The organism is Nocardioides sp. TRM66260-LWL, assembly GCF_020075545.1.
Lineage (GTDB): Bacteria > Actinomycetota > Actinomycetes > Propionibacteriales > Nocardioidaceae > Nocardioides.
In genome coordinates this window covers 844567-867154 of the sequence record NZ_JAIQZK010000001.1, presented here as the reverse complement: position 1 = coordinate 867154, position 22588 = coordinate 844567, and the positions used below count along the sequence as shown (strand labels likewise).

The 22588-nt window shown below is 75.0% G+C and carries 20 protein-coding genes and 1 other RNA gene; 15 read left to right on the top strand and 6 right to left on the bottom strand.

Annotated features, from left to right (window positions below; translation table 11 throughout):
- The first annotated feature begins 34 nt into the window (after positions 1–34).
- From K8Z61_RS04165 to K8Z61_RS04145, 5 genes are all read left to right on the top strand, one after another.
- On the top strand, positions 35–1537 hold the full coding sequence (locus K8Z61_RS04165; RefSeq protein ID WP_224126821.1) for a circularly permuted type 2 ATP-grasp protein: 1503 nt from the start codon (positions 35–37) through the stop codon (positions 1535–1537).
- Positions 1537–2466: an alpha-E domain-containing protein gene (locus tag K8Z61_RS04160; RefSeq protein WP_224126819.1), complete on the top strand. Its 930-nt coding sequence runs from the start codon at positions 1537–1539 to the stop codon at positions 2464–2466. Before K8Z61_RS04165 ends, K8Z61_RS04160 begins: the two co-directional genes overlap by 1 nt.
- Positions 2466–3269: a transglutaminase family protein gene (locus K8Z61_RS04155; RefSeq protein WP_224126818.1), complete on the top strand. Its 804-nt coding sequence runs from the start codon at positions 2466–2468 to the stop codon at positions 3267–3269. Before K8Z61_RS04160 ends, K8Z61_RS04155 begins: the two co-directional genes overlap by 1 nt.
- A 72-nt stretch (positions 3270–3341) precedes the next feature.
- Positions 3342–3727: RNase P RNA component class A (gene rnpB / locus K8Z61_RS04150), an RNA gene on the top strand.
- Between the two features lie 119 nt (positions 3728–3846).
- Positions 3847–4587: a helix-turn-helix transcriptional regulator gene (locus tag K8Z61_RS04145; protein WP_224126816.1), complete on the top strand. Its 741-nt coding sequence runs from the start codon at positions 3847–3849 to the stop codon at positions 4585–4587.
- 12 nt (positions 4588–4599) lie between these two features.
- Here K8Z61_RS04145 and K8Z61_RS04140 read toward each other — a convergent pair whose 3' ends face one another.
- On the bottom strand, positions 4600–5313 hold the full coding sequence (locus K8Z61_RS04140) for a GAF and ANTAR domain-containing protein (protein ID WP_224126814.1): 714 nt from the start codon (positions 5311–5313) through the stop codon (positions 4600–4602).
- A gap of 35 nt (positions 5314–5348) precedes the next feature.
- Positions 5349–6794, bottom strand: coding sequence for an RNB domain-containing ribonuclease (locus K8Z61_RS04135; RefSeq protein WP_224126812.1), 1446 nt, complete (start codon positions 6792–6794; stop codon positions 5349–5351).
- Positions 6795–6814: 20 nt separating this feature from the next.
- Between K8Z61_RS04135 and yaaA the strand changes: the two genes are divergently transcribed.
- A complete protein-coding gene (yaaA, locus tag K8Z61_RS04130) occupies positions 6815–7594 on the top strand; it encodes a peroxide stress protein YaaA (protein ID WP_224126810.1) in 780 nt (259 codons plus the stop codon).
- Between the two features lie 69 nt (positions 7595–7663).
- On the opposite strand, the gene K8Z61_RS04125 is transcribed toward yaaA, so the two are convergent.
- The 3 genes from K8Z61_RS04125 to K8Z61_RS04115 form a co-directional block, all read right to left on the bottom strand.
- Entirely contained in the window at positions 7664–7978 is a 315-nt protein-coding gene (locus tag K8Z61_RS04125; RefSeq protein ID WP_224126808.1) for an HNH endonuclease signature motif containing protein, read from the bottom strand.
- Positions 7966–8964, bottom strand: coding sequence for a 13E12 repeat family protein (locus K8Z61_RS04120; protein WP_224126806.1), 999 nt, complete (start codon positions 8962–8964; stop codon positions 7966–7968). Before K8Z61_RS04120 ends, K8Z61_RS04125 begins: the two co-directional genes overlap by 13 nt.
- A 277-nt stretch (positions 8965–9241) precedes the next feature.
- Entirely contained in the window at positions 9242–10558 is a 1317-nt protein-coding gene (locus tag K8Z61_RS04115) for an AMP-binding protein (protein WP_224126804.1), read from the bottom strand.
- A gap of 142 nt (positions 10559–10700) precedes the next feature.
- Between K8Z61_RS04115 and K8Z61_RS04110 the strand changes: the two genes are divergently transcribed.
- From K8Z61_RS04110 to K8Z61_RS04070, 9 genes are all read left to right on the top strand, one after another.
- On the top strand, positions 10701–11525 hold the full coding sequence (locus K8Z61_RS04110; RefSeq protein WP_224126802.1) for an amidohydrolase family protein: 825 nt from the start codon (positions 10701–10703) through the stop codon (positions 11523–11525).
- Positions 11526–11621: 96 nt separating this feature from the next.
- Complete coding sequence (locus tag K8Z61_RS04105) at positions 11622–12146, top strand: MSMEG_0572/Sll0783 family nitrogen starvation response protein (protein WP_224126801.1); 525 nt, start codon at positions 11622–11624, stop codon at positions 12144–12146.
- 7 nt (positions 12147–12153) lie between these two features.
- Positions 12154–13251, top strand: a complete 1098-nt coding sequence (locus K8Z61_RS04100) for an MSMEG_0568 family radical SAM protein (protein WP_224126800.1) — start codon at positions 12154–12156, stop codon at positions 13249–13251.
- Positions 13248–14711, top strand: a complete 1464-nt coding sequence (locus K8Z61_RS04095) for an MSMEG_0567/sll0787 family protein (RefSeq protein WP_224126798.1) — start codon at positions 13248–13250, stop codon at positions 14709–14711. Before K8Z61_RS04100 ends, K8Z61_RS04095 begins: the two co-directional genes overlap by 4 nt.
- Positions 14708–15622 (top strand): carbon-nitrogen hydrolase family protein, encoded by a 915-nt coding sequence (locus K8Z61_RS04090; RefSeq protein WP_224126797.1) that lies wholly within the window; start codon positions 14708–14710, stop codon positions 15620–15622. Before K8Z61_RS04095 ends, K8Z61_RS04090 begins: the two co-directional genes overlap by 4 nt.
- Positions 15615–15944 carry an MSMEG_0570 family nitrogen starvation response protein gene (locus K8Z61_RS04085; protein WP_224126795.1) on the top strand — a complete coding sequence of 110 codons (330 nt, stop codon included), beginning with the start codon at positions 15615–15617 and terminating at the stop codon, positions 15942–15944. The genes K8Z61_RS04090 and K8Z61_RS04085 overlap by 8 nt, the downstream gene beginning before the upstream one ends.
- Complete coding sequence (locus K8Z61_RS04080; RefSeq protein WP_224126793.1) at positions 15941–17248, top strand: MSMEG_0569 family flavin-dependent oxidoreductase; 1308 nt, start codon at positions 15941–15943, stop codon at positions 17246–17248. Before K8Z61_RS04085 ends, K8Z61_RS04080 begins: the two co-directional genes overlap by 4 nt.
- Positions 17245–18111, top strand: coding sequence for a carbon-nitrogen hydrolase family protein (locus K8Z61_RS04075; protein WP_224126792.1), 867 nt, complete (start codon positions 17245–17247; stop codon positions 18109–18111). Before K8Z61_RS04080 ends, K8Z61_RS04075 begins: the two co-directional genes overlap by 4 nt.
- The gene (locus tag K8Z61_RS04070) at positions 18108–19211 is read left to right on the top strand and encodes an MSMEG_0565 family glycosyltransferase (protein WP_224126790.1); all 1104 of its coding nucleotides are present in this window, start codon (positions 18108–18110) and stop codon (positions 19209–19211) included. Before K8Z61_RS04075 ends, K8Z61_RS04070 begins: the two co-directional genes overlap by 4 nt.
- Before the next feature lie 100 nt (positions 19212–19311).
- On the opposite strand, the gene K8Z61_RS04065 is transcribed toward K8Z61_RS04070, so the two are convergent.
- A complete protein-coding gene (locus K8Z61_RS04065; protein ID WP_224126789.1) occupies positions 19312–22560 on the bottom strand; it encodes a M36 family metallopeptidase in 3249 nt (1082 codons plus the stop codon).
- Between the last annotated feature and the right edge of the window lie 28 nt (positions 22561–22588).

Sequence of the window (22588 nt, the reverse complement as noted above, 5' to 3'; positions counted from 1 at the left end):
GCCCGCCCCGTCACCTGACCGCCGACCGGCGCCGATGAGCGGCATGTTCGAGGGCTACCGCGCCAGCGGGCCCGCCTTCGACGAGATGTTCGACGGCGACGCCCTGCGCCCGCCGTACCAGCGGCTGCGAGCCTCGCTCAAGGCGGTGACCACCCCCGAGCTGATCAGCCGGGTCGAGGCGCTCCAGGCCAGCTACCTCGACCAGGGCGTCACCTTCGACATCGGCGGCGAGGAGCGGGCCTTCCCGCTCGACATCCTGCCGCGGGTCATCGAGGCCGACACCTGGTCGGTCATCGAGCGCGGCGTGCAGCAGCGCGTCCGGGCGCTGGAGGCGTTCCTGGCCGACGTGTACGACGCCGGCCAGGTCTTCGACGACGGCGTGATCCCCCGGCGCGTCATCACGACCTCCTCGCACTACCACCGGGCGGCCGCGGGCGTCCGGCCGGCGAACGGCGTGCGGGTGCACGTGTCGGGCATCGACCTGGTGCGCGACGACGCCGGCGAGTTCCGCGTGCTCGAGGACAACGTCCGGGTGCCGTCGGGGGTCTCGTACGTGATGACCAACCGACGCGCGATCTCCGCCGCGCTGCCCGAGACCTTCGCCGAGCACCGCATCCGCCCGGTCGCCGGCTACCCGCAGCGACTGCTGGCGGCGCTGCGGGCGGCCGCCCCCGCCGGCGTCGACGACCCGACCGTGGTCGTGCTGACGCCCGGCGTCTACAACGGCGCCTACTTCGAGCACGCCCTGCTGGCGCGGACGATGGGCGTCGAGCTGGTCGAGGGCCGCGACCTGGAGTGCCGGCGCGGCCAGGTGCTGATGCGCACCACCAAGGGCCTGGAGCCGGTGCACGTCATCTACCGCCGCGTCGACGACGAGTTCCTCGACCCCGTGCACTTCCGGCCCGACTCGGTGCTCGGCTGCCCGGGCCTGATCGACGCCGCGCGCGCCGGCGACGTGACCATCGCCAACGCGGTCGGCAACGGCGTGGCCGACGACAAGCTCGTCTACACCTACCTGCCCGACCTCATCCGCTACCACCTCGGCGAGGAGCCGATCCTGCGCAACGTCGACACCTGGCGCTGCGGCGACGCCGACGCCCGCGAGGAGGTGCTCGACCGGCTCGACGAGCTCGTCCTCAAGCCGGTCGACGGCTCGGGCGGCAAGGGCATCGTGATCGGTCCGCGCGCCACCGCCGCCGAGCTCGACGAGCTGCGCGCCAAGGTGCTCGAGGACCCGCGCTCGTGGATCGCGCAGCCGGTCGTCCAGCTCTCGACCGTGCCGACGTTCGTCGACGGCGAGCTCGGCCCGCGCCACGTCGACCTGCGGCCGTTCGCGGTCAACGACGGGCAGCGGGTCTGGGTGCTGCCGGGCGGCCTGACCCGGGTGGCGCTGGCGCGCGGCGAGCTGATCGTCAACTCCTCGCGCGGCGGCGGCTCGAAGGACACCTGGGTGCTCGCCGAGCCGACGCCCGGCGCCGTCCAGGGCCAGTCGTCCTCGCAGGACGCCGCCGCCGACGACGCGGACGAGGTGGCGTGATGCTCAGCCGGATCGCGGAGTCGCTGTTCTGGATCGGCCGCTACGTCGAGCGCGCGGAGGACACCGCGCGGATCCTCGACGTGCAGACCCAGCTGATGCTCGAGGACGCCGGCGTCGACCAGACCGCGGCCTGCCGCGGCCTGCTCTCGATCATGGGCATCGAGCTGGAGCCGGACGCGCGGCCGGCGCTGCCCGAGGTGCTCGAGCTGCTGGCGTGGTCGCCGGAGTCGTCGAGCTCGATCGCCTCCTCCCTGGCCATGGCGCGGGAGAGCGCGCGCCGGGCCAGGGAGACGCTGTCGGTGCCGATGTGGGAGGCGATCAACACCACCTACCGGGCGATCCAGTCGGGTCACTTCCACACGATGCGCACGCCGGGCGCCTTCCAGTGGGTGCGCGAGCGCGCGGCGCTCGTGAACGGCACGGCCGACGCGACGATGACCCGCGACGAGGGCTGGCACTTCCTCATGCTCGGCCGCTGCGTCGAGCGGGCCGACATGACCTCGCGGCTGGTCGCCACGACCTCGCTGGCCTCCTCGGGCGGCCAGTGGACCACCACGCTGCGCGCGTGCGGCGCCTACGAGGCGTTCCTGCGCACCTACCGCGGCCTGGAGACCGAGCGGGGAGCGGCGGAGTTCCTGCTGCTCGACCGGCTCTTCCCGCGGTCGGTCGTCTTCGCGCTCAACCGCGCCGAGCAGTGCGTGGAGAACCTGGAGGCGTCCTCCCAGCGGGCGGGCTTCCAGAGCGAGGCGCAGCGGCTGCTCGGCCGGATGCGCGCCGAGCTGGAGTACCGGGCGCTCGCCGACGTCCTCAGCGACCTGCCCACCGAGATGGAGCGTCTGCAGCGCACCTGCGCGCTCGCCACCGAGGCCCTGACCCGCCGCTACTTCGCGGCGACGCCGGCCCTGTCCTGGCAGGGGGTCGCAGACTGATGCAGCTGCGCATCGTCCACCGCACCACGATCGGCTACGACGGTCGTGCCGCGGCCGCCCACCACCAGGCGCGCCTGACGCCGCCGACGACGCCGGAGCAGATCGTCGTCCACACCCGCATCGAGGTGTCCCCCACGGCGTACGTGCACGAGTACCGCGACTACTTCGGCACGCTGGTGACGGCCTTCGAGATCTCCGAGCCGCACGACGCGATGACGGTCGTCGCCACCTCCACTGTCCAGACCCAGCGGACGGCCGCCCGCACCCCGGCGCCGCCGCCGACGCTCGCGTGGGCCGACCTCGACGACCGCGAGGTCGCCGACCGCTGGACGGAGTACCTCGTCCTCGACGAGCCGGTCGCGCCCGACGACGCCGTGCGTGCGCTCGCCGAGGAGGTGCGGGCCGGCTCCGCGACGCCCGGCCACGCGGCCCGGGGCGTGTGCGAGCGGCTGCACGCCGAGCTCGACCTCACCACGCCGATCCCCGTCAGCCAGGTCGTGCACCGGGCGCTCGGGGCGCTGCGCCACCTCGGGGTGCCGGCGCGGTACGTCTCCGGCTACTTCCACCCGCACGAGCAGCCCGCCGTCGGCGAGACCGTCCGGGCCCACGCCCACGCGTGGCTGGAGTGGTGGGACGCCGGCTGGCAGGCCTTCGACCCCACCAACGCCCTGGTGCCGGACGACCGGTTCGTCACCGTCGCGGCCGGCCGCGACCTGCGGGACGTCAAGCCGGTGGCGGGCATCTGGGCCGGCGCGGAGACGACCTCGCTGAGCGTCGAGGTCGACGTCACGCGACTCGCCTGACGGCGGCTGCGGTCGTCCCTGGGCGACGACTGGCCGATCCCGACCCCGCGGTCCTAGGCTCACGCCCGCGGACAGGCTGGCCGGGCGACCGCGTCGTCCCGAACGAGAGGGAGGGACGCCGAGGAAGGTCCGGGCTCCACAGGGCAGCGTGGTGGGTAACGCCCACCCGGGGTGACCCGCGGGACAGTGCCACAGAGAGCAGACCGCCTCCCCGCGCGAGCGGGGCGGTGAGGGTGAAAGGGTGGGGTAAGAGCCCACCAGCGACCGGGGTGACCCGGCCGGCTAGGCAAACCCCACGCGGAGCAAGGTCGAACAGCACACGCTCGAGGGCGGCCCGCCCGAGTGTGCGGGTAGACCGCTGGAGCCCATCGGCGACGGTGGGCCGAGATGGATGGTCGCCCCCCGACGACCCGCGAGGGTCCCGGGGACAGAACCCGGCCTACAGGCCAGCCTGTCCGCACCGACACGCCGACGCGCCTTCTGAGGCCGCCTGGGGTAGGTTGACGGGGACGGCCTGCGCGCCGTCCGCTCCGACGCTGAAGAAGCCGGCATCCAGGGGCCCTCCCTCGGGAGCTCCATGTCCCTCGACGCGCTGCGTCGCCCCCTGGTCGTGCTCCACCTCGACGACTACTCCGTGGCCGTCGCGGGGCTGCGCCACCTGCTGGCCCCCCACGCCCATCGCATCCGCCTCGTCGAGCCGGGCGCCGACGACGCCCCGTTCCCCGACCTCGTCCTCTTCGAGCCCTCCCGGCTCTCCCCCGACCACCGTGACCTGCTCGAGCGACTCGAGGCCGACGCCCACTGCCTGCGCGTCGCGTACGGCTGGGACGACGCGGGCCGTCGCCACCAGCCGTTCGTGCCCAAGACCCTCGGCGCGGTCGAGCTCGTCGCCCGGCTCGAGGAGCTCGTCCGCGAGCGGCGCCGCACCCGACAGGCGCGCCTCGACTCCGCACTGCAGGACCCCGAGACCGACCGGGCCGTGTCGTCGGTGCCGGAGGCGCTGTGGGTGCCCCCCGCCACGCCCACCAGCGCGGTGACGTCGGTCGGCCTGGCCCATCGCCTGTCGCGACGCGAGGAGCAGGTGCTCGCGCTCGTCGGCCACGGGCTCACCAACCGCGAGATCGGCGCCGAGCTCGAGGTCAGCGTCAACTCGGTGAAGACCTACATCCGGGCCGCCTACCGCAAGGTCGCCGTCAACCGGCGCTCGCAGGCCGTGAGCTGGTGCGTCCAGCACGGCCTGAGCCCCGCGCTGCTCGGACGGGAGGTCGAGGCGCCAGGGCTGGTGCGCGACGTCGAGGCCGGGTCGGAGCCCGCCTGAGCGGCGCTCGGCTCAGGCCTCGTCGAGGGACTCGCGACGCTCGACGATGGCCTCCGCGAGGTCGCGCAGCGGCTGGTTGCGGTGGCTCGACCACCGCAGGAGCACCTGGAACGACTGGTCGAGGTCGAGGTCGTAGCGCTGCATCAGCATGCCCTGGGCGGCGCCGATGAGGTGGCGCGAGCGGACGGCCTGCTCCAGCCCGTCGACGACCCGTGCGGAGCTGAGCGCGAGGGCGGCGTGCGTGGCGTACACCTCGGCGAGGTCGAGGTCGTCGCGGTCGAACGCCCCCGGGCGGGTCGAGTAGAGGTTGATCGCGCCGACCGGCCGCGGAGCCGGGTCGTCGCTCTGCGGCGCAGGCAGCTGCACGCTCACCACCGACCGGACGCCGAGCGCTGCCGCCGCACGGCTCCATCGGGGCCACCGCGGATCGGTGGCGGTGTCCTGCACGAGGTGCGGCTCGCGGCTGAGCGCGGAGTCCAGGCACGGTCCCTCGCCGACCTCGAGCTGGGCTGCGTCGGCGCGGCGCGCGACCTCCTCGGTGGCGCCGACGGTCTCGAGCCGACCGCGGGCGCGTCGCAGGGTCAGGCTGGCCGAGTCGGCGGCCTCGACGACCTCGAGGCACCGGGCCACGACCTGCTCGAGGGTGTCCTCGGGGGTCCGCTCGACGGCGAGTCCGGCCACCAGCCGGGCGAAGTAGGGCGCGTCGCGCTCGTCCCTGGGCGTCACGGGCCGGAGTATCGCGGCCCGCGCGCTCGGGGGAATCACCCGATCGCGGAGGTCTGCGCGAAGCGGACGGTGCGGCGGGCCGGATCGGCCTCGACCAGCTCGACCTCGATCGCCTCCCCCAGCGGCAGCCGGGCACCGGGGGCGGCGTCGACCCGGGCCTCGACCGCGGGGTCGGCGATCATCACCGTGCCGCGGACGTCGTCGCGCACGTCGACGACCGTGCCGTGCCAGCGCTCGCCGACCCGGCCGGCCAGCACCGCGGCCTCGACCAGGTCGAGCAGGCCGCGCTCGTAGGCCGACGCCCGGCGTCCGGCCGCCGCCAGCTCGTCCGGCAGCGCGGGCAGCGCTCGCCGGGCCCAGTCGGGCACCGGGACGTCGGCGCAGATCGCGAGGCAGACCTCGCCGACGTAGCGGTCGCCGAGCCGACGCAGCGGCGCGGTCGCGTGGGCGTAGGCGGCGGCCAGGGCCGCGTGCTGCGCCTGCGCCGGCGCCTCCCCGTCGAAGGCGGTGTAGCCGCTGCCGCGGAGCAGGCGGGTGCAGGCGACGAGCATGGCGGCGTCGGCGGGTCGACCGGGGTCCAGCGCACGGATCAGCTCGGGGTGCGGCACGTCGTCGGGCCAGTGCAGGCCGAGGGCCGCCGCGGTGCGACGCAGTCGCTCCACGTCGCGCGGGTCGGCCGGCGGCAGGGTGCGCAGCAGGCCGACGCCGGCGCGCAGCATCATCTCGGCGGCCGCGAAGCCGGTCAGCAGGGAGATCTGGGCGTTCCACTCCTCCACCGGGCTCTGGCGGCGGAAGGCCAGGCTCCATCGTCCGTCGGCGACGTCGACCTCCTGCTCGGGGAGCGCGAGCGAGATGCCGCCGCGCTCGGCCTCGCGCTCCTGGCGCAGCCGTCCGACCTCGCCGAGCAGCCGGAGCCACGCCGGCTCGTCGGGCGTGCCGACCAGCGCCTGCACCTCGTCGTAGGCCAGCTGCCGGGTCGAGCGGACGCGGGCGCGCTCGACGCTCGCCTCGCGCAGGCTCCCGTCGGGGGCGAGTCGCAGGGTCCACAGCAGCGCGGGGCGCACCTGCCCGGCGAGCAGGGACGCGGCGTCCTCGCTCAGCACCGCCGGGTGCAGGGGGATCTTCGCGTCGGCCCCGTAGAGGGTCTCCCCCCGTCGGTGCGCCTCGCGATCGATCGGGTCGCCCGGGGAGACGAAGGCCGCGACGTCGGCGATGGCGTAGTGCACCACGTAGCCGTCGGCGTCGCGGTCGAGGTGGAGCGCCTGGTCGAGGTCGCGAGCGCCCTCGGGGTCGATCGTCACGAACGGCAGGTCCGTGCGGTCGAGGTCGGGCAGACGCGGCGCGGCGGCCGCCGCCTGCGCCGCCGCCAGCACCTCGTCCGGGAACGATCCCGGCAGCTCGAGCTCGCGTTGGAGGGCGGCGACGCCGTCGCCGAGCGGTGGCACGGAGGAGCGGACCCGGAGCACGCGATTGCTCGGCATGGGGGCACCATAGCCACACCATGCTGATCCTCCTGCCGCCCAGCGAGGGCAAGGCGGTGCCGCGGCGCGGCGCCCCGCTCGACCTGGGCTCGCTCTCCTCCCCCACGCTCACCGACGCTCGCGTCCGGGTGCTCGACGCCCTCGTCGGGCTCTGCAGCGGCGACCCCGCCGCGGCCGCCGCCGTGCTCGGCATCGGACCCACCCAGCACGACCTGGTCGAGCTGGACGCCGGTCTCCGCAGCGCGCCGACCGCGCGAGCCGACGCCGTCTACACCGGGGTGCTGTACGACGCGCTCGGCCTGGCCTCGCTCTCCCCCGCCGCGCGCCGCCGCGCCACGGCCCGGGTCGGCGTCGTGTCGAGCCTCTTCGGCCTGGTCCGGCCCAGCGACCGCATCCCGTCGTACCGGCTCTCCGGCGACACCACGCTCCCCGGACTCGGGCCCGTCGCCGGCGTGTGGCGCGAGGTGCTCGGCGACGCGGTGCTCGACGCGCTCGGCTCGGGTCTGCTGGTCGACCTGCGCTCGACCTCCTACGCCGCGTTCTGGCGTCCGGGCCCCGAGGTGGGCCCACGCCTCGCGACCGTCCGCGTGCTGCACGAGGTGGACGGCGCACGCAAGGTCGTCAGCCACTTCAACAAGGCGACGAAGGGCCGCATCGTCCGCGCCCTGCTCGAGGACGGCGCGGCTCCCCGCACTCCGCTCGCGCTCGCCGACGCCATCCGCGACCTCGGCTGGACCGTCGAGGTGGCCGACCCCACCGCCAAGGGCACCCGGCTCGACGTCGTCGTCGCCGAGCTCTGAGGCTCCGGGCGCGCCGGCAGCCCGATCACCGGGTGGTGTCGGGCTGTGGGGCGTGCGTAGCGGTGGGGCTCAGCCGCCGTCGGGCTCGGGTGGGTCGAGGAGGGTGGTGCCGTGGCGGTCGCGTCGGAATCGGACGCCGTTCGGGCTGCGCCAGAGGTAGACCCCGGGTTGGTCGGGTCCTGCTGGCTTGTATCTCCAGCCGTCGTGGGTCTTGTGGCGGTGGTGCTTCCTGCACAGCGGCGCCAGGTTGGATGACGCGGTCGGGCCGCCGGCCTCGTAGGGGTCGATGTGGTCGGCGTCGCAGGACCGGGCGGGTCGGCGGCAGTACGGGAAGACGCAGGTGTGGTCGCGGAGGATGATCTGCTCGCGGATCAGGTCCGGCACCTCGTAGGCGTCGCTGTACCGCTCGGCCCGAGGTCGAGGATCGGCCGGACGGTGACGCTGGTCCCGGCGGCCTGGCACCACGCCTTGATGACGTCGATGCCGAGCGGCGAGCGGGTCGCCTCGCTCCGGGCGACGTCGCCGAGGGCTCCGGTGACCGCGTCGACCGACAGGTGCACGTAGAGCGTGAGATGCCGTGAGCGCGTCCTCGTGGTCGTCTCGGCCGCGGAGGTGTCGAGCGGAAGTGCATGCTCGCCGCGGGCGAGCATGCCCGCGGCCTTCGCGCGCCGGACGTCCAGCGTCTCCTCGGAGCCGGCCTTCTTGAGCTGCTCGGCCAGGGCTGCTATAGCGCGTTCGAGGTCGGCGGCGTCGGGCTGGTCGAGGATCGCGCTGACGTCGACGGTGCCGTCGAAGCCGGTTTGGCCGAGCCAGACGTCGAACCGGCGGTGCTCGGCTTCGCGGGCCTGACGCAGGATCGCCTCCTCGGGGTCGGTGTGCTCCTGGGCGACCCGGCAGATGTTGCTGATCTGATTCCGGGACACCTGGTGCGCGTAGGCCGCGATCCGCGCGTCCACGAGGTCAGCGGCCTCAGCAGAGAGCGGGATGGTGTCCTCGGTGATCCGGCGGACCTGCCACACCGCGAGCTCGCCCTTCACCAGGCGAGACCACACCCGCGGGAGTCGGACGCACGCCTCGAGGGCGTGCCCGACGTAGAACGACCCGGCCTGCTGGGTCATCCCGATCGCGGTGGTGAACTCGGTGACCGCGTGCTCCTGCACCTCCGGTGCGCCCGGGCCGGCGACGGGGAGCATCATCCCGGTGTCGATGACGTAGCCCGCCACGTCACCGCTGCCGGCCACGTGCGCGATCGCCCAATCGGCGGCGGCGATGAAGACCTCGCGGGCCGACTGCTCCTCGGCAGCCCGCGCGGCCATGGCAGCGCGCAGGGCGTCGCTGTCGCGCAGCAGCCGAGGGGTCCGAGAGGGCATGGCTTGATTCTATGCGAACAAGCGTTCGAAGAGAAGTGGATATCCCCAGATCAGGCGGGGTTTTGAGAACCTCAGCCATGGACAACTGAGAGAGACGAACGGCGCAGCCGGCGACGGCGAACGGGGAACACCCGCTGTACCGAGACGGCGAGCGACCACCGAGTGCCATGACCGCCACGGCGACCAGCGACAAGCGGCGAGCCGACCACGGCTGGCCGACTACCCGTCGCCGTCAGCATTCGGGTGCGGGGGTCTCGACAAGCTCGACCACCGGCGCTCACCGCCACCGCGAGCGGCGCGCCTTGCCGAGCTCGTCCCGCAGGTCCTCGTCGGTGAGGACGACAGCGGCCGGTCGCAGCCCCAGCGGCAGCCGCTCGCACCAGGCCAGCAGCCCGTCCGGACCGTCGAGCGCCACCGCGTCGGGCGCGATCGGCTGCACCACCGCCGTCAGCACGCCGTCCCGTCCGACGACCACCGCGGCCCGCACGCGGGGGTGCGCCTCGAGCACCTCCTCCACGTCGGCCGGGTGGACGTCGCGGTCGCCGAGGCGCACCACGTCGGCCGCGCGATCGGCCAGATGCAGCCGGCCGTCGGCGTCGAGCCGTCCGAGGTCCCCCTGGGTGCGCCACGGCATGTCGTCGGAGCGGCGCATCATGACCAGGCCGACCTCCCCCGTCGGTGCCTGCGTGCCGTCGGCGCGCTCGATGCGCAGCCGGGTGCCCGCGATGCCGCGCCCCACCGTGCCCGGGTGCTCGAGCCACTCCCGGCCGCCCACCAGCGTCAGGCCGTACGCCTCGGTGCCGGCGTAGACCTCCCAGACCCGCTCGGGGCCGAGCCAGTCGAGCCAGGCCCGCTTCACCGGCTCCGGGCAGCGCGCGCCGAGGTGCACGACCCGCTCCAGCGCGGGCAGCGCAGGCACCGGCGGCGACGACAGGGCCGGCAGCACCGCCCGCATCATCGACGGCGTCACCAGCGCCCAGGTGACGGCGTGCGACTCCGCCGCCGCGAGCCAGGCGTCCGGCTCGAACGCCGGCAGGAGCACCAGCTCGTGTCCGCTCATCAGCCCGCGCATCGCGTAGGTGAACGGCGCCGCGTGCCCGAGCGGACCCGCGACCAGCTGCACGCCGGTGGGCGGCATGAACTCCGGGACGCACCGCTCGGGGTCGATCCGCGCCGGCGCCGGCGCCCACACCAGCCGCGGCTCCCCGGTGCTGCCGCTGGTCGGCGAGACCTTCCAGTGGGCGGCGGCGAGATCCGGGGGCGGCGCGCCCGGCTCGGCCTCCAGCGAGGTCGACGGCCCCACCACGAGCGCGGGCCGGCCCGGCACCGGACGATCCGGACGGGCCGGCTGCACGCACGCGCCGGCCTTCCACGCCGCCACGCACGCGACGACGAACGGGACGCCGTTGGGCAGCGCGACCGCGACGACGTCGTCGGGCTCGAGGCCCTCGCGCACCCAGCGGGACGCCAGCGCCGACGCGTGGCGCTCCAGCCCGGCCCGCGTCAGCACCTCGTCCCCGCAGCGCACGGCGACGGCGTCGGGGGCGAGCTGCGCGAGCCGGGAGAACGCCCGGCCGATCGTCATGACGGCCATGCCGCGACCGTAGGTCGCGGTCGGCGTGGGCCGAAGGCGCCGAGCGCCGCGGCGTCGTCGTTCACGTGGACCTTACGACCGGGAGCGCGATCGTGTTCCGGCCGGAACCAGTCGGAAACATCCCGCCCTCAACGTTGACGTCATGCAGATCCGGCCGCACGACGCCCACCGCCACATCGGCGCGCTGCCGTCGTACGGGTTCTACGGCGGCCCGCCGATCACCCCCGACACCACCGCGAAGGCCACCGTCGAGGAGTTCCTCGCAAGCCTGGACGCCGAGGGAGTGGAGCGCTGCCTGGTGCTGCCGAACTACGGCGTGCCGGACCCCGACGTCGCCTTCGGCCTCAACCACCTCGCCCTCGATGCCGCCCAGCGCGACGAGCGCGTCTCGTGCGGGCTGTGGGTCAGCCCGAAGGCGTCCGACGCCGCGCGGAACGACGGCGCTCTCGCGCTGGTCGGGGAGCACGGCGTCCGGGCGCTCAAGACCAGCTTCCTGCTCGGCGGCGCGCCCGACGATCCCGACTGCGCCGAGCAGCTCGACCGAATCTTCACCACCGCCGCCGCCCACGACCTCACCGTGCACCTGCACACCTCGCCCGGCGCCGCGTCCGACGTCGATCGCATCGGCCGGCTGGTCGAGCAGTACGGCGACGCCACCCGCATCCACCTGGTGCACCTCGGCGGCGGCATGAGCGGCCACCTCAAGCTGATCGGCCACCGGCTCTTCGACTGGATCGACGCCGGCAAGCAGGTCTACACCGACACCAGCTGGGCGATCGGCTTCGCGCCGCGCTGGCTCGTGCAGGAGATCGAGCGTCGCGGCGTCGGACACGACCGCGTCCTGTTCGCCACCGACACGCCCTGGGGCGACTTCGCCGGCGAGTTCCACCGGCTCGCCGACGCCGCGGGCGACGGCGAGCTCGCCCACCAGTTCTTCCGCGGCACCTTCGAGCAGCTCTACGGCTGAGCGGACGTCGCGGCAGCCCTCCCCGAGGGACCGCACCGCAGCACCACGGCACCACCCGCACCACCCGACACCCGGCCCGAGACACCAGGAGCACCGATGGCCCAGTTCGACGACGAGATCATGGCGGCGATCCAGACGTCCGTCGCGGAGATCCCGCACCCCTCCCAGCCCCCGGGCACCAACCTCTACGGCTCCACCAAGATCTTCCCGGACTACCAGGCCGAGGAGGGCGAGTCGTACTTCACCCTCATCCACGGCATCCCGCACGAGTCGTCGGTGAGCTTCGTGGCCGTCCTCCAGGCCACCCGCGCGCTGCGCAAGGGCTTCGACACCGCCATCTACTTCTACGGCCCCGGCACGCTCGCGTGCATGGCCAGCCGCGGCTTCCCGACCATGGGCGACGCCGGCTTCCCGGGCGAGCTCAACCTCAACGGCGCCATCGAGACCTACATCAAGGAGGGCGGCACGGTCTTCTGCTGTCGCTTCGGCATGGCGCTGCACGGCCTGCGCGAGGAGGACCTCATCGAGGGCGTCGTGCCGGCGCACCCGCTGGACGTGCAGGACGCGATCATCCACTACGCCCGCAAGGGCGCCATCATCAACTCCACCTACAACCTGTGACCGCGCGATGACCGCCCCGACCCCGTCCGGACGCACGCGCGTCGACATCGCCATCCAGGGCATCCGTCTGCTCGACGCACCCGTCTCCCGCCGCGCGGGAGCGGGGCCGAGCGACGACGGGCACCTGCTGCTGGACGGGGTCGGCGCGGCCGTCCCGCTCAACCCGCGCAGTCCCTACTCCGTCAGGGGCGGACGCCTGCTGCTCGACGGCGCCGACACCGGCGTCGGCGTCGAGGCCGTCGCCCGACCCCGCTTCTACGACCTGACAACCGCCGACGGCGTCCGCTACGAGCAGATCGCCCGGCTGCACTCCGACCGCGTGCTCGCCACCACCGTCGTCCAGACCTGCGCCCGGTACGACGAGTCCGAGCGCTGCCGGTTCTGCGCGATCGAGGAGTCGCTGGCCAGCGGCGCGACGATCGCGGTCAAGACCCCGGCCCAGCTGGCCGAGGTGGCGCGCGCCGCCGTCGAGCTCGACGGCGTCACGCAGATGGTCATGACCACCGGCACCTCGCGTGGCCGCGACCGCGGCGCGGTGCACCTCGCCCGCTGCGTGCGGGCCGTGCACGAGGCCGTGCCCGACCTGCCGATCCAGGTGCAGTGCGAGCCGCCCGCCGACCTCGGCGTGATCGCCGAGCTGCACGAGGCGGGCGCCCGCTCCATCGGCATCCACGTGGAGTCGCTGGACGACGAGGTGCGGCGCCGCTGGATGCCCGGCAAGGGCTCGGTGCCGATGGCGGAGTACCGCGCGGCCTGGGCCGAGGCGGTGCGCGTCTTCGGCTGGAACCAGGTCTCGACGTACCTCATGGTCGGCCTCGGCGAGGACCCCGACGAGCTGATCGCCGGCGCCGAGGAGCTGATCGCGATGGGCGTCTACCCGTTCGTCGTCCCGTTCCGGCCGCTGGCCGGCACGCTCGCCACCGAGGTCGACGGCGCCACGGCGCCGCCGGCCGAGACCACCTACCGCGTCACCGCCCGGGTGGCGGCCGCCCTGCGCGCCGCGGGCATGTCCGGCGCCGACCAGGCCGCCGGCTGCGCGGCGTGCGGCGCCTGCTCCGCGCTGGAGTCGTCCGGCGCGGCCGCCTGTCAGGAGACCGCGTCGTGAGCGTCCAGGTGCGCGACCCGCGCGACGTCGTCCTGCTCGGCCGCGTGCGCCCGGCCTCCGCGTCCGCTCCGTTCACCATCGTCGAGGCCGACGCGCGGCTGCTCGCCGCCCACCGCGCCCTGCGCCATGCCGCGTTCGTCGAGGAGCAGGGGCTGTTCGTCGGCTCCGACCGCGACGCGATCGACGACGACCCGCGCACCCGCGTGCTGGTGGCGCTCACGCCGGACGGCGCCGTCGTCGGCGGCGTGCGGCTGCACCCCGTCGTCCACCCGGACGCCCCCGACGAGCGCGACCTCGGCTGGTGGCGCGGCGGCCGACTGGTCGTCGCGGCAGGGGCCCGACGCGGCCCGACGGCCGGCGTCGGCTCGGCGCTGGTGCGTGCGGCCTGCGCGGCCGCGGAGTCCGCCGGCGCCCTGCGCTTCGACGCCACCGTGCAGCCCACCCACGTGCCGCTCTTCGAGCGACTCGGCTGGCGGGCCGTCGCGACCGCCGAGGTGGCGGGACGTCCGCACGTCGTCATGGACTGGCCGATCGCCCGCGTGCAGCGGCTGGTCGCGGCCACCAAGGAGCCGCTCGGCTCCCTCGTCGGCGCGCTGCTCGGCCCCGACCTGCGCGGCGACGACGCCGCGCTCGTGCCCGGCACCGGCGTCGGCGTCGGCGTCGGCACCGCGCCCGGGATGGTCGCCGCCTGCGACGCCATCCTCCCCTCGATGGTCGAGCGCGACCCCGAGTGGGCCGGCTGGTGCGCGGTGCTCGTCAACGTCAACGACGTGCTGGCCATGGGCGCCGAGCCGCTCGGCCTGCTCGACGCCGTCGCGGCCCGCGACGCCTCGTTCGCCCGGCGCATCCTGCGCGGCCTCGCCGACGCCGCGGACGCCTACGGCGTGCCCGTGCTCGGCGGCCACACCCAGCTCGGCGTCAACGCCGCGCTGTCGGTCACCGCGCTCGGCCGGGTCGACGCTCCCGTGCCCGGGGGCGGCGGCTCCCCCGGCGAGGTCCTGCGGCTCACCGCCGACCTCGGCGGCGGCTGGCGCCGCGGCCAGGGCGCCACGCAGTGGGACTCCACCAGCCACCGCACCCCCACCGAGCTGCGGGCGCTGCGCGGCGTCGTCCCGGCCCTGGCGCCGAGCGCCGCCAAGGACGTCTCGATGAGCGGCTTGGTCGGCACCGCCGGCATGCTCGCCGAGGCCAGCGGCTGCCGGGCCGTGCTCGACGTCGCCGCCGTCCCGGTCCCCGCGGACGCCCGCGCCGCGGACTGGCTCACCTGCTTCCCCGGCTTCGCGATGATCACCGCGGAGCCCGCCGGACGTCCCGACCCCGTGCTCCCCCCGGACGCCGGCTTCCTCTCCAGCGCCGTCTGCGGCGGCCTCGAGCCGGGCGCCGGCGTCGGGCTGCGCTGGCCCGACGGCGTCGTCACCGAGGCCGTCGAGGGCCCCGTCACCGGGCTGGGGGCGGCATGAGCACCCACGGCACCACTCCCGGCACGACTCCCGGGAGCACCCCCGGCGCCCTGGGCCTCGCCGCGGTCGCCGACCACTTCGGCCGCGACGTCGGGGAGAACCTCGCCCTCATCGGCCGGCACGTGGCCGCGGCCCGCGCCCGCGGCGTCCGGCTGCTCGCCCTGCCCGAGGCCTGCCTGGGCGGCTACCTCTCCACGCTCGGCTCCGGACGCGACGGCAGCCACGCGGAGGCGCCCGACAGCCTGCCGCCGGCGATGGACGTCGACGGCCCCGAGATCGCCGCCCTGGTGCGGATCGCCCGCGAGATGACCCTCGTGGTCGGGCTCTGCGAGAGCGACGGCTCCCGCCGGTTCAACTCGGCCGTCGCGCTCAGCGGCGACGGCGTGCACGGCGTCCACCGCAAGGTGCACCAGCCGCTGGGCGAGCACCTCTTCTACGACGCCGGCGACGGCTTCGCCGCCCACGACACGCCCGTCGGACGGCTCGGCCTGCTGATCTGCTACGACAAGGCCTTCCCGGAGGCCGCCCGCGCGCTCGCGCTGGACGGCGCCCGCACGATCGCCTGCATCTCGGCATGGCCGGCGTCCCGCACGGCCACGGCCGAGAGCCTCGCCGACGACCGCTGGACCCACCGCCACAACCTCTTCGACGCCGCCCGCGCGCTGGAGAACCAGGTCGTCTGGGTCTCGGCGAACCAGACCGGCACCTTCGGCCGGCTGCGGTTCGTCGGCCACGCCAAGGTGATCGGCCCGGGCGGCGACGTGCTCGCCGACACCGGCATCGGCTCCGGCCTCGCCGTCGCCCGTCTCGACCTGGACGAGACCCTCAGCACCGCGCGCCGCGCGATGTTCCACCTCGGCGACCGCCGTCCGGCCGCCTACGCCGCCCTCCGGGAGACCGTCGATGCCTGAGATGACCATGACCGTGCGCTGGCCCGACGGCCGCGTGCAGGACTGCTACTCGCCGTCCCTCGTGCTGCACGACCACCTCGCGGCCGGCGCGCGGTACGAGGTCGCCGAGTTCGTCGAGCGCACCGCCACCGCGCTCGGCATCGCCAGCGAGCGCGTCCGCGCCCGGTACGGCTTCGCCTGCACGTCGGCGGCCGCCACGCTGGACGCCGTCCGCTCGGTCGCCCGGCGCCAGCCGACGGGGCAGGTCGAGGTGCTGCGCATGTGGCCGCCGCTGCCCGTCGAGGCCGCCCGGGCTGCCGGCCGGGACGGGAGCGCGTCGTGAACCGCACCGAGGTGCTCGTCGTCGGCGCCGGCCAGGCCGGCCTGGCGACCAGCTGGCTGCTCACCCGCGAGGGCGTCGACCACGTGCTGCTCGAGGCGCACACGGCGGCCCACGAGTGGGCCGACACCCGCTGGGACTCCTTCACCCTCGTGACGCCCAACTGGCACTGCCGGCTGCCCGGCTACGCCTACGAGGGCCCCGACCCCGACGGCTTCATGACCCGCGACGAGGTGGTCGCCTGGCTCGCCGGCTACGTCGCCTCCTTCGACCCGCCGGTGCGCGAGCACACCCGCGTCACGGCCCTGCGCCCCGCCGCCGACGGAGACGGCTACGAGGTCGACGCGACCGGCCCCGACGGCCCGGAGGCCTGGCAGGCGGCGCAGGTCGTCATCGCCACCGGCGGCTACCACACGCCGATCGTCCCGCCGTGGGCCTCCGCACTGGATCCGTCGATCCTCCAGCTGCAGTCGGCCGACTACCGCAACCCCGGCGGGCTGCCCGAGGGCGCCGTGCTGGTCGTCGGCACCGGGCAGTCGGGCGCGCAGATCGCCGAGGACCTCCACCTCGCCGGACGCCAGGTGCACCTCGCCGTGGGCGACGCACCGCGGGTCGCCCGCTTCCACCGCGGTCGCGACTGCATGACCTGGCTGGCCGAGATGGGGCTCTACGACACGCCCGTCGCCCGCTACCCCGGCGGCCTGGCCGCAAGGGAGAAGACCAACCACTACGTCACCGGACGCGACGGCGGCCGCGACGTCGACCTGCGCGCCTTCGCCCGCGACGGCATGCGGCTCTACGGGCTGCTCGACGGCGGTCGGGGCACGCAGCTGGCCTTCCAGCCGACCCTGCGCGCCGCGCTCGACGCCGCCGACGCCGTCTACTCCTCGATCAACCGCGACATCGACCGCTGGATCGAGGCGCAGGGCGTCGACGCCCCGCCGGCCCAGCCGTACGCGCCGGTGTGGGAGCCGGACGAGGAGCCGCTCGCGCTCGACCTCGTCGCCGAGGGCGTCACCAGCATCGTGTGGGCCATCGGCTACCGGCCCGACTACCGCTGGGTCGGCGTCCCGGTCTTCGACGGCTCCGGGCGGCCCGCGCACGAGCGCGGCGTGACGCCGTCGGACGGCCTCTACGTGCTCGGCCTGCCCTGGCTGCACACCTGGGGCTCCGGCCGCTTCCACGGCATCGCGCGCGACGCCGAGCACCTCGTCGAGCGCATCCTCGAGCAGCGTGCCGCGCGGCTCGCAGAGCGGCGCGAGCTCTCCGCGGTGGCGATCCTGGCGGGCGAGCGACCGGCGTCGTGACCCGCATCGGGGCGGTGGCCGCGCACTTCGGACGCGATCTCGACCGGGCGCTCGCGAAGCTCGAGGGCATCCTCGGCGACGCGCGCGCAGCCGGCGTCGAGCTGCTCGCCCTGCCCGACGCGACCCTTGGCGGCTACCTCTCCGACCTGCGCCGTCCCGACCCCGCCGCGCTGCCTCCGGCGCTGACGGAGGACGACCTGCCGGTGCGTCGGCTGGCCGCCCTCGCGGGGCCGATGGTGGTCTGCGTCGGCCTCACCGAGCGCGACGGCGCGGCGGCCTCGGGCACCGAGCGGCTGTTCAACACCGCCCTGTGCCTCAGCGGGGACGGCGTCCTCGGTCGTCACCGCAAGGTGCACCAGCCGGCCGGCGAGTCGCTCGTCTATGCCGCCGGCGAGGAGTTCGCGGCCTTCGAGACCCCCGTCGGCCGGCTCGGGCTGCTGATCGACTACGACAAGACCTTCCCCGAGGCCGCCCGCGCCCTCGCCCTCGACGGCGCCCAGACCATCGCCTGCCTGTCGGCGTGGCCGGCGTCGGTCACCGACCGGGCGTCCCGGCTGCCCCAGGACCGCCAGTCGCGGCTCTTCGACCTCTACGACTGCGCGCGGGCCGCGGAGAACCAGGTCGTGTGGGTCTCGTCGAACCAGACCGGCGTGCTCGGCGGGCTGCGCTTCCTCGGTCAGGCGAAGATCGTCGGACCGGGCGGGGACGTGCTGGCGCGCACGTCGTCCAAGGGCGGCCTGGCGGTGGCGGAGGTCGACGTCGCGGCCGAGGTGGCCCGCTCCCGTCGGCTCCTGCACCACCTGGCCGAGCTGCGTCCGGACGCCTATCGCACCGCCGTGGCCGGGCACCGGGAGGACGCGTGAGGATCGCCCTGCTCACCTACTCGACCCGCCCGCGCGGCGGCGTCGTGCACACCCTCGCCCTGGCGGAGGCGCTGGCCGCGGAGCCGGACGTCGAGGTCGACGTCTGGACGCTCGGCCGCGGCGGCGACACCACGTTCTTCCGACCGGTCGACCCGCGCGTCGGTGTCCGGGCGGTGCCGTTCGACGACCCCGACGCCGACGTCGGCCGGCGCATCACCCGCTCGATCGCGGTGCTCAGCGACGCGTTCGCCGCGGAGCGCGACCGCTACGACGTCGTGCACGCCCAGGACTGCATCTCGGCGAACGCCGCCCTGCCCTGCCTGCGCACGATCCACCACCTCGACCACTTCACCACCCCCGAGCTGGCCGCCTGCCACGAGCGGGCGGTCGTCGCGCCCAGCGCGCGGGTCTGCGTCTCGCGGGTCGTCGCCGAGGAGGTGCGCGAGGGCTGGGGGCTCTCCCCCGTCGTCATCCCGAACGGCGTCGACGCCGCCAGGTTCGCCGCGGCCGCCGCCGCGTCACCCGACGCGGTCGCCGGACGCGCCGCCTGGGCCGGACGACTCGGCCGCTACGTGCTGGCGCTGGGCGGCATCGAGCCGCGCAAGGGCAGCCTCGACCTGCTCGAGGCGTTCGCCCGCCTCCGCGACCAGCCGACCGGACACGACCTGCGGCTGGTCTTCGGCGGCGGCGAGACCCTCTTCGACTACCGCGACTACCGGGCAGCCTTCGACGCCCGCTGCGCCGCGTTGGGGGTCGAGCCGGTCGTCCTCGGCACGCTCACCGAGGACGAGCTGCCGACGCTGGTGGCCCAGGCCGACGCCCTGGCGATGGTCTCGACCCGCGAGGGCTTCGGCCTGGCCGCCCTCGAGGCGCTGGCCGCCGGCGTCCCCGTCGTGGCCCGCGACCTCCCGGTGCTGCGCGAGGTGCTCGGGCCGACCGTCCGCTACGGCGCCGACGTGCCTTGCATCGCCCGCGCGCTCGCCGAGGCCGTCGACGGCCGGACCGACCACGACCCGGCGCCCGGACGCGTCCTCGCCGCGTCGTACACCTGGACGGCGGCCGCCCGCGCCCACCTGGAGCTCTACGCGCGGCTCCCCTGACCCGTGCGCGCCGTCGGTGCCCACCCGGACGCCGACGCCGACGGCCCGCCCACCGCCCCGAGGGGCGACGAGCGGGCCGTCGGGTCGAGCAGAGCGCGGATCAACTCGGGTCGGTGAGCCTGATCGTGTACGTCGCCTGCGCGCCGTAGCCGAGCAGGAAGCCGACGTAGGCGGCCCCGGCCGGGATGGTGGTCGTCTCGCCGTTCGTCACGAACCCGCCGCCGTCGATCGCCGCGCACGAGGAGTCGTAGAACCACAGCTGGTACTCGCCGATCGGCACGTCGGCCTTCACCCGAGCCTGGTGGGTGCCGTCGCCGAAGCCCTTCGGGATCCGGCTGAACGAGGCGTCGACGCCGTTGGCGCTCGGCAGGTCGGGGCAGGTCCAGCTCGCCTCGGTGACGCCGGGCTTGTACGGGTCGAGGCCGACGAGCGAGCCCTGGGCCGGGTTGCCGACCGCGACGCTGCCCGACACGGTCCGCGGCCGGTCAGGCCTCGGCCTGGTCGGGGTGATGCCGCGGGTCGGACCGAAGGCCTGCACCTCGGCGACGATCGCGGTGCCGGCGTTGGCGGCGCCGTCGCCGAACGTCCTGAGCGGGGTCACCCGCACGAACGACGCGGTGACGGGCTCGGCCAGCCGCAGCGTCTGCAGGTTCAGGTCGGGTGCCGTGGGCCGGGGGCCGTCGAAGGAGAACGACGCGACCTTCGCGGTCGTCCAGCGGCGTCCGTCGCGCGAGGTCTCCACCCTCACCTGCCGGGCGGCGGCGAAGCGCGGGGCGTTGGTCGGCTTGTAGACGCTCACCGCGAGGGTGTCGATCCGCGCCGAGCGGCCGAGCCTTATCGTCGCCTGCGCCTTCCTGCCCGCGTTGTACGCGGTGCCCGCGTCGGCGGTGCGCCACGAGGTGGCCTCGGTGTCGTCCAGCAGCGCGGCGGCCGGGGTGGCGTCCTGCTCGCTGGTGACCTTCACGACCTTCGCGCCGGTCTGCGCCGAGAGCACGTTCGGCCGGATCGCCAGGCGGACGGTGCGGGAGCCGGTGACCCTGAGGGTCGTGTGGGTGAGGCCGAAGCCGGGGGCCTGGATCGTCAGCAGGTGCGAGCCGCGCACGAACGCGGCCCTCGCCCGACCGGCGGCGTCGGTGGTGGCGAAGGGAGTCGCGCGAGCCTCGAACTCGCCGCCGAGCAGCCGCACGCCCTCGACCGGACGCCCCGTGGAGGCGTTGGTGACGACGAACCGCAGCCGGCCGTTGCGCGCCGCGGTCGGCACGTCGAAGCCGGGCCTGGGGTCGGTGTCGGTCTCCCCCGCGACCTTGGCGGAGACGCCCATGCCGCGGTTCGCGAACGCCGTCCACACGGCGTCGAGGTAGCGGGTGCCGTAGCGCAGCCGCGCGGCCTTCACGATCGCGTCGCGCATGTCGAGCATCGACGGCGCCTGCGGGCTGATCGGCATGGCGTCGGTGACGAGGTGCTCTGCGACGTCGCTGGCCCGGCGCTGGTCGCCGCCGACGGCCCGGAGGATCTGGCTGCGCAGCTCCCAGAGGGTGGCGGTCCAGATCTCGCCGTCGGCGTGCACCTCCGGTCCGGTGAGGTCGTAGCCGTAGTCGCCGAGGGTCAGCGGGCTCTCGGCGTAGTTCCAGTTGCGGATGCCGCGGTGCGGGTCGCCGACGTAGGCCGCGACGACGGCGGTCCGGCTCAGGCCCTCGCGGAAGAGGTGGTTCATGGCGTACCAGTCGCCCCAGCCCTCGCCCATGGCACCGGACTCGGTGGTGCCCAGCGAGCCGAGGCCGCCACCGCCGACGTAGCGGTTCGAGAGGCCGTGGCTGTACTCGTGCTGGATGATCGTGGCGTCGAAGTCGCCGTCCCGCGGCTGGCCCTCGAACGCGTCGTCGACCGGCTCCCAGAGGTACATGTTGGTGAAGCCCGGGATGCCGTCGGGCAGGGTGAGCATGTTGGCGTTGTTGCGACCGAGGTCGATCACCTCGCTGGTGAGGTTCAGCGCGCCCGACTGGGCGCCGCCGACGATCGGGTCGCCACCGGCGGGCGTGCTGCCGCCGCCCGTGTTCAGCAGCTGGAAGTCGCCCCCGCTCTCGGTGAAGCCGAACTGGTAGTACTCGTCGTGGATCCGGTTGTGGTGCCAGAACAGGTTGGTCGAGGCGGCGTCGGCGTCCTGGACGAACGAGCCGGTCGCGCCCTTCGAGCGGCGCCAGGCGTCGGGGAAGTCGAAGCGGAACGACGAGGTCGGCGAGACCGTCCGGTTGTACTGGTCGGCCGCGACGAGCGGCACCGTCCAGGCCTTGGCGGCGTCGGCGTTGTTGCCGAGCAGGGTGACGCCGGGTGCCCCCGCCGTGCCGCTGGGGTCGACGTAGCCGCCCGGCGACTGCGCGGTCGGGCCGAAGCTCCGAACGACGGGCTTGCCGCCGCGCGGCGCGCCCGGGTAGTTCTCGAAGACCGTGCCGTCGGACTCCCACTGGACGAGGGACTTGCGCAGCAGCGGGCGTCCGGTGCGGGCGTCGACGATCGTCGCGTAGGCGTGGTCGGCGCCGAGGATCGACAGCACCGCGTACGCCGCCCGCGCGCCCTGCGCGGTCGGGAAGGCGACCCGGCGGACGTACTGCCTGGCGCCCAGGACGCCCCCGTCGAAGACCCGGTAGCCGCCGGCGACGGTGCCGGTGTCGACGGGCGCGAAGCCGGTCAGGTCCGGTGCGAGCGCCGCGACAGCGGCGGTGAGCGCCTGCCGGGGCGTGAGGTCGAAGGAGCCGCCGAGGTCGGCACCGCGCACCGTGTCGCCGGCGTAGCTCGCCACCCGACCGCGCCGGTCGATCAGGAGCGTCATGATCGCGCCGTAGCCCGACGGCACGCCGTCGAAGGTCTGGGCGAGGCTGATCACGCGGGCGCCGACGCCGGGCAGCGGGTGGTCGCGGACGACCCGCAGAGCGCGCACCTGGGCGGACGTGAGGCCGAAGGCCGCGGCGTGCCGCGCGAGCCAGGCGCGAGCGATCGTCAGCGGAGCAGCGGACGAGGGCCCCGACAGGAAGCCCGCACCGGCGTCGATGGTCCGCGGGGTGCCGGTGGCGTTCCACCGGACGACGACGTCACCGAGCGCGGCCACCGCCCGACGCTGCGCCGCGGTCGGGGCCAGCGGCGCCGCCGCGGCACGGCTGTCGAACTCGAGGTGGGCGAGCGCATCGCCCGCGAAGGGCACCGCGCCGACGGGCGCGACCGCCGACGGCGACGACTGCGGGGCGGCCACCGCCGCCTGGTGCAGGGCCGGCGCGGCGATCACCGCGAGCGCGGTGCCGGCCACCATCGGACGGAGGAAGGACGGGCGCCGCAGGCGCCGGGGCAGACGATTCATGGGGGACCTTGTCCGGTCTGGCCGACGC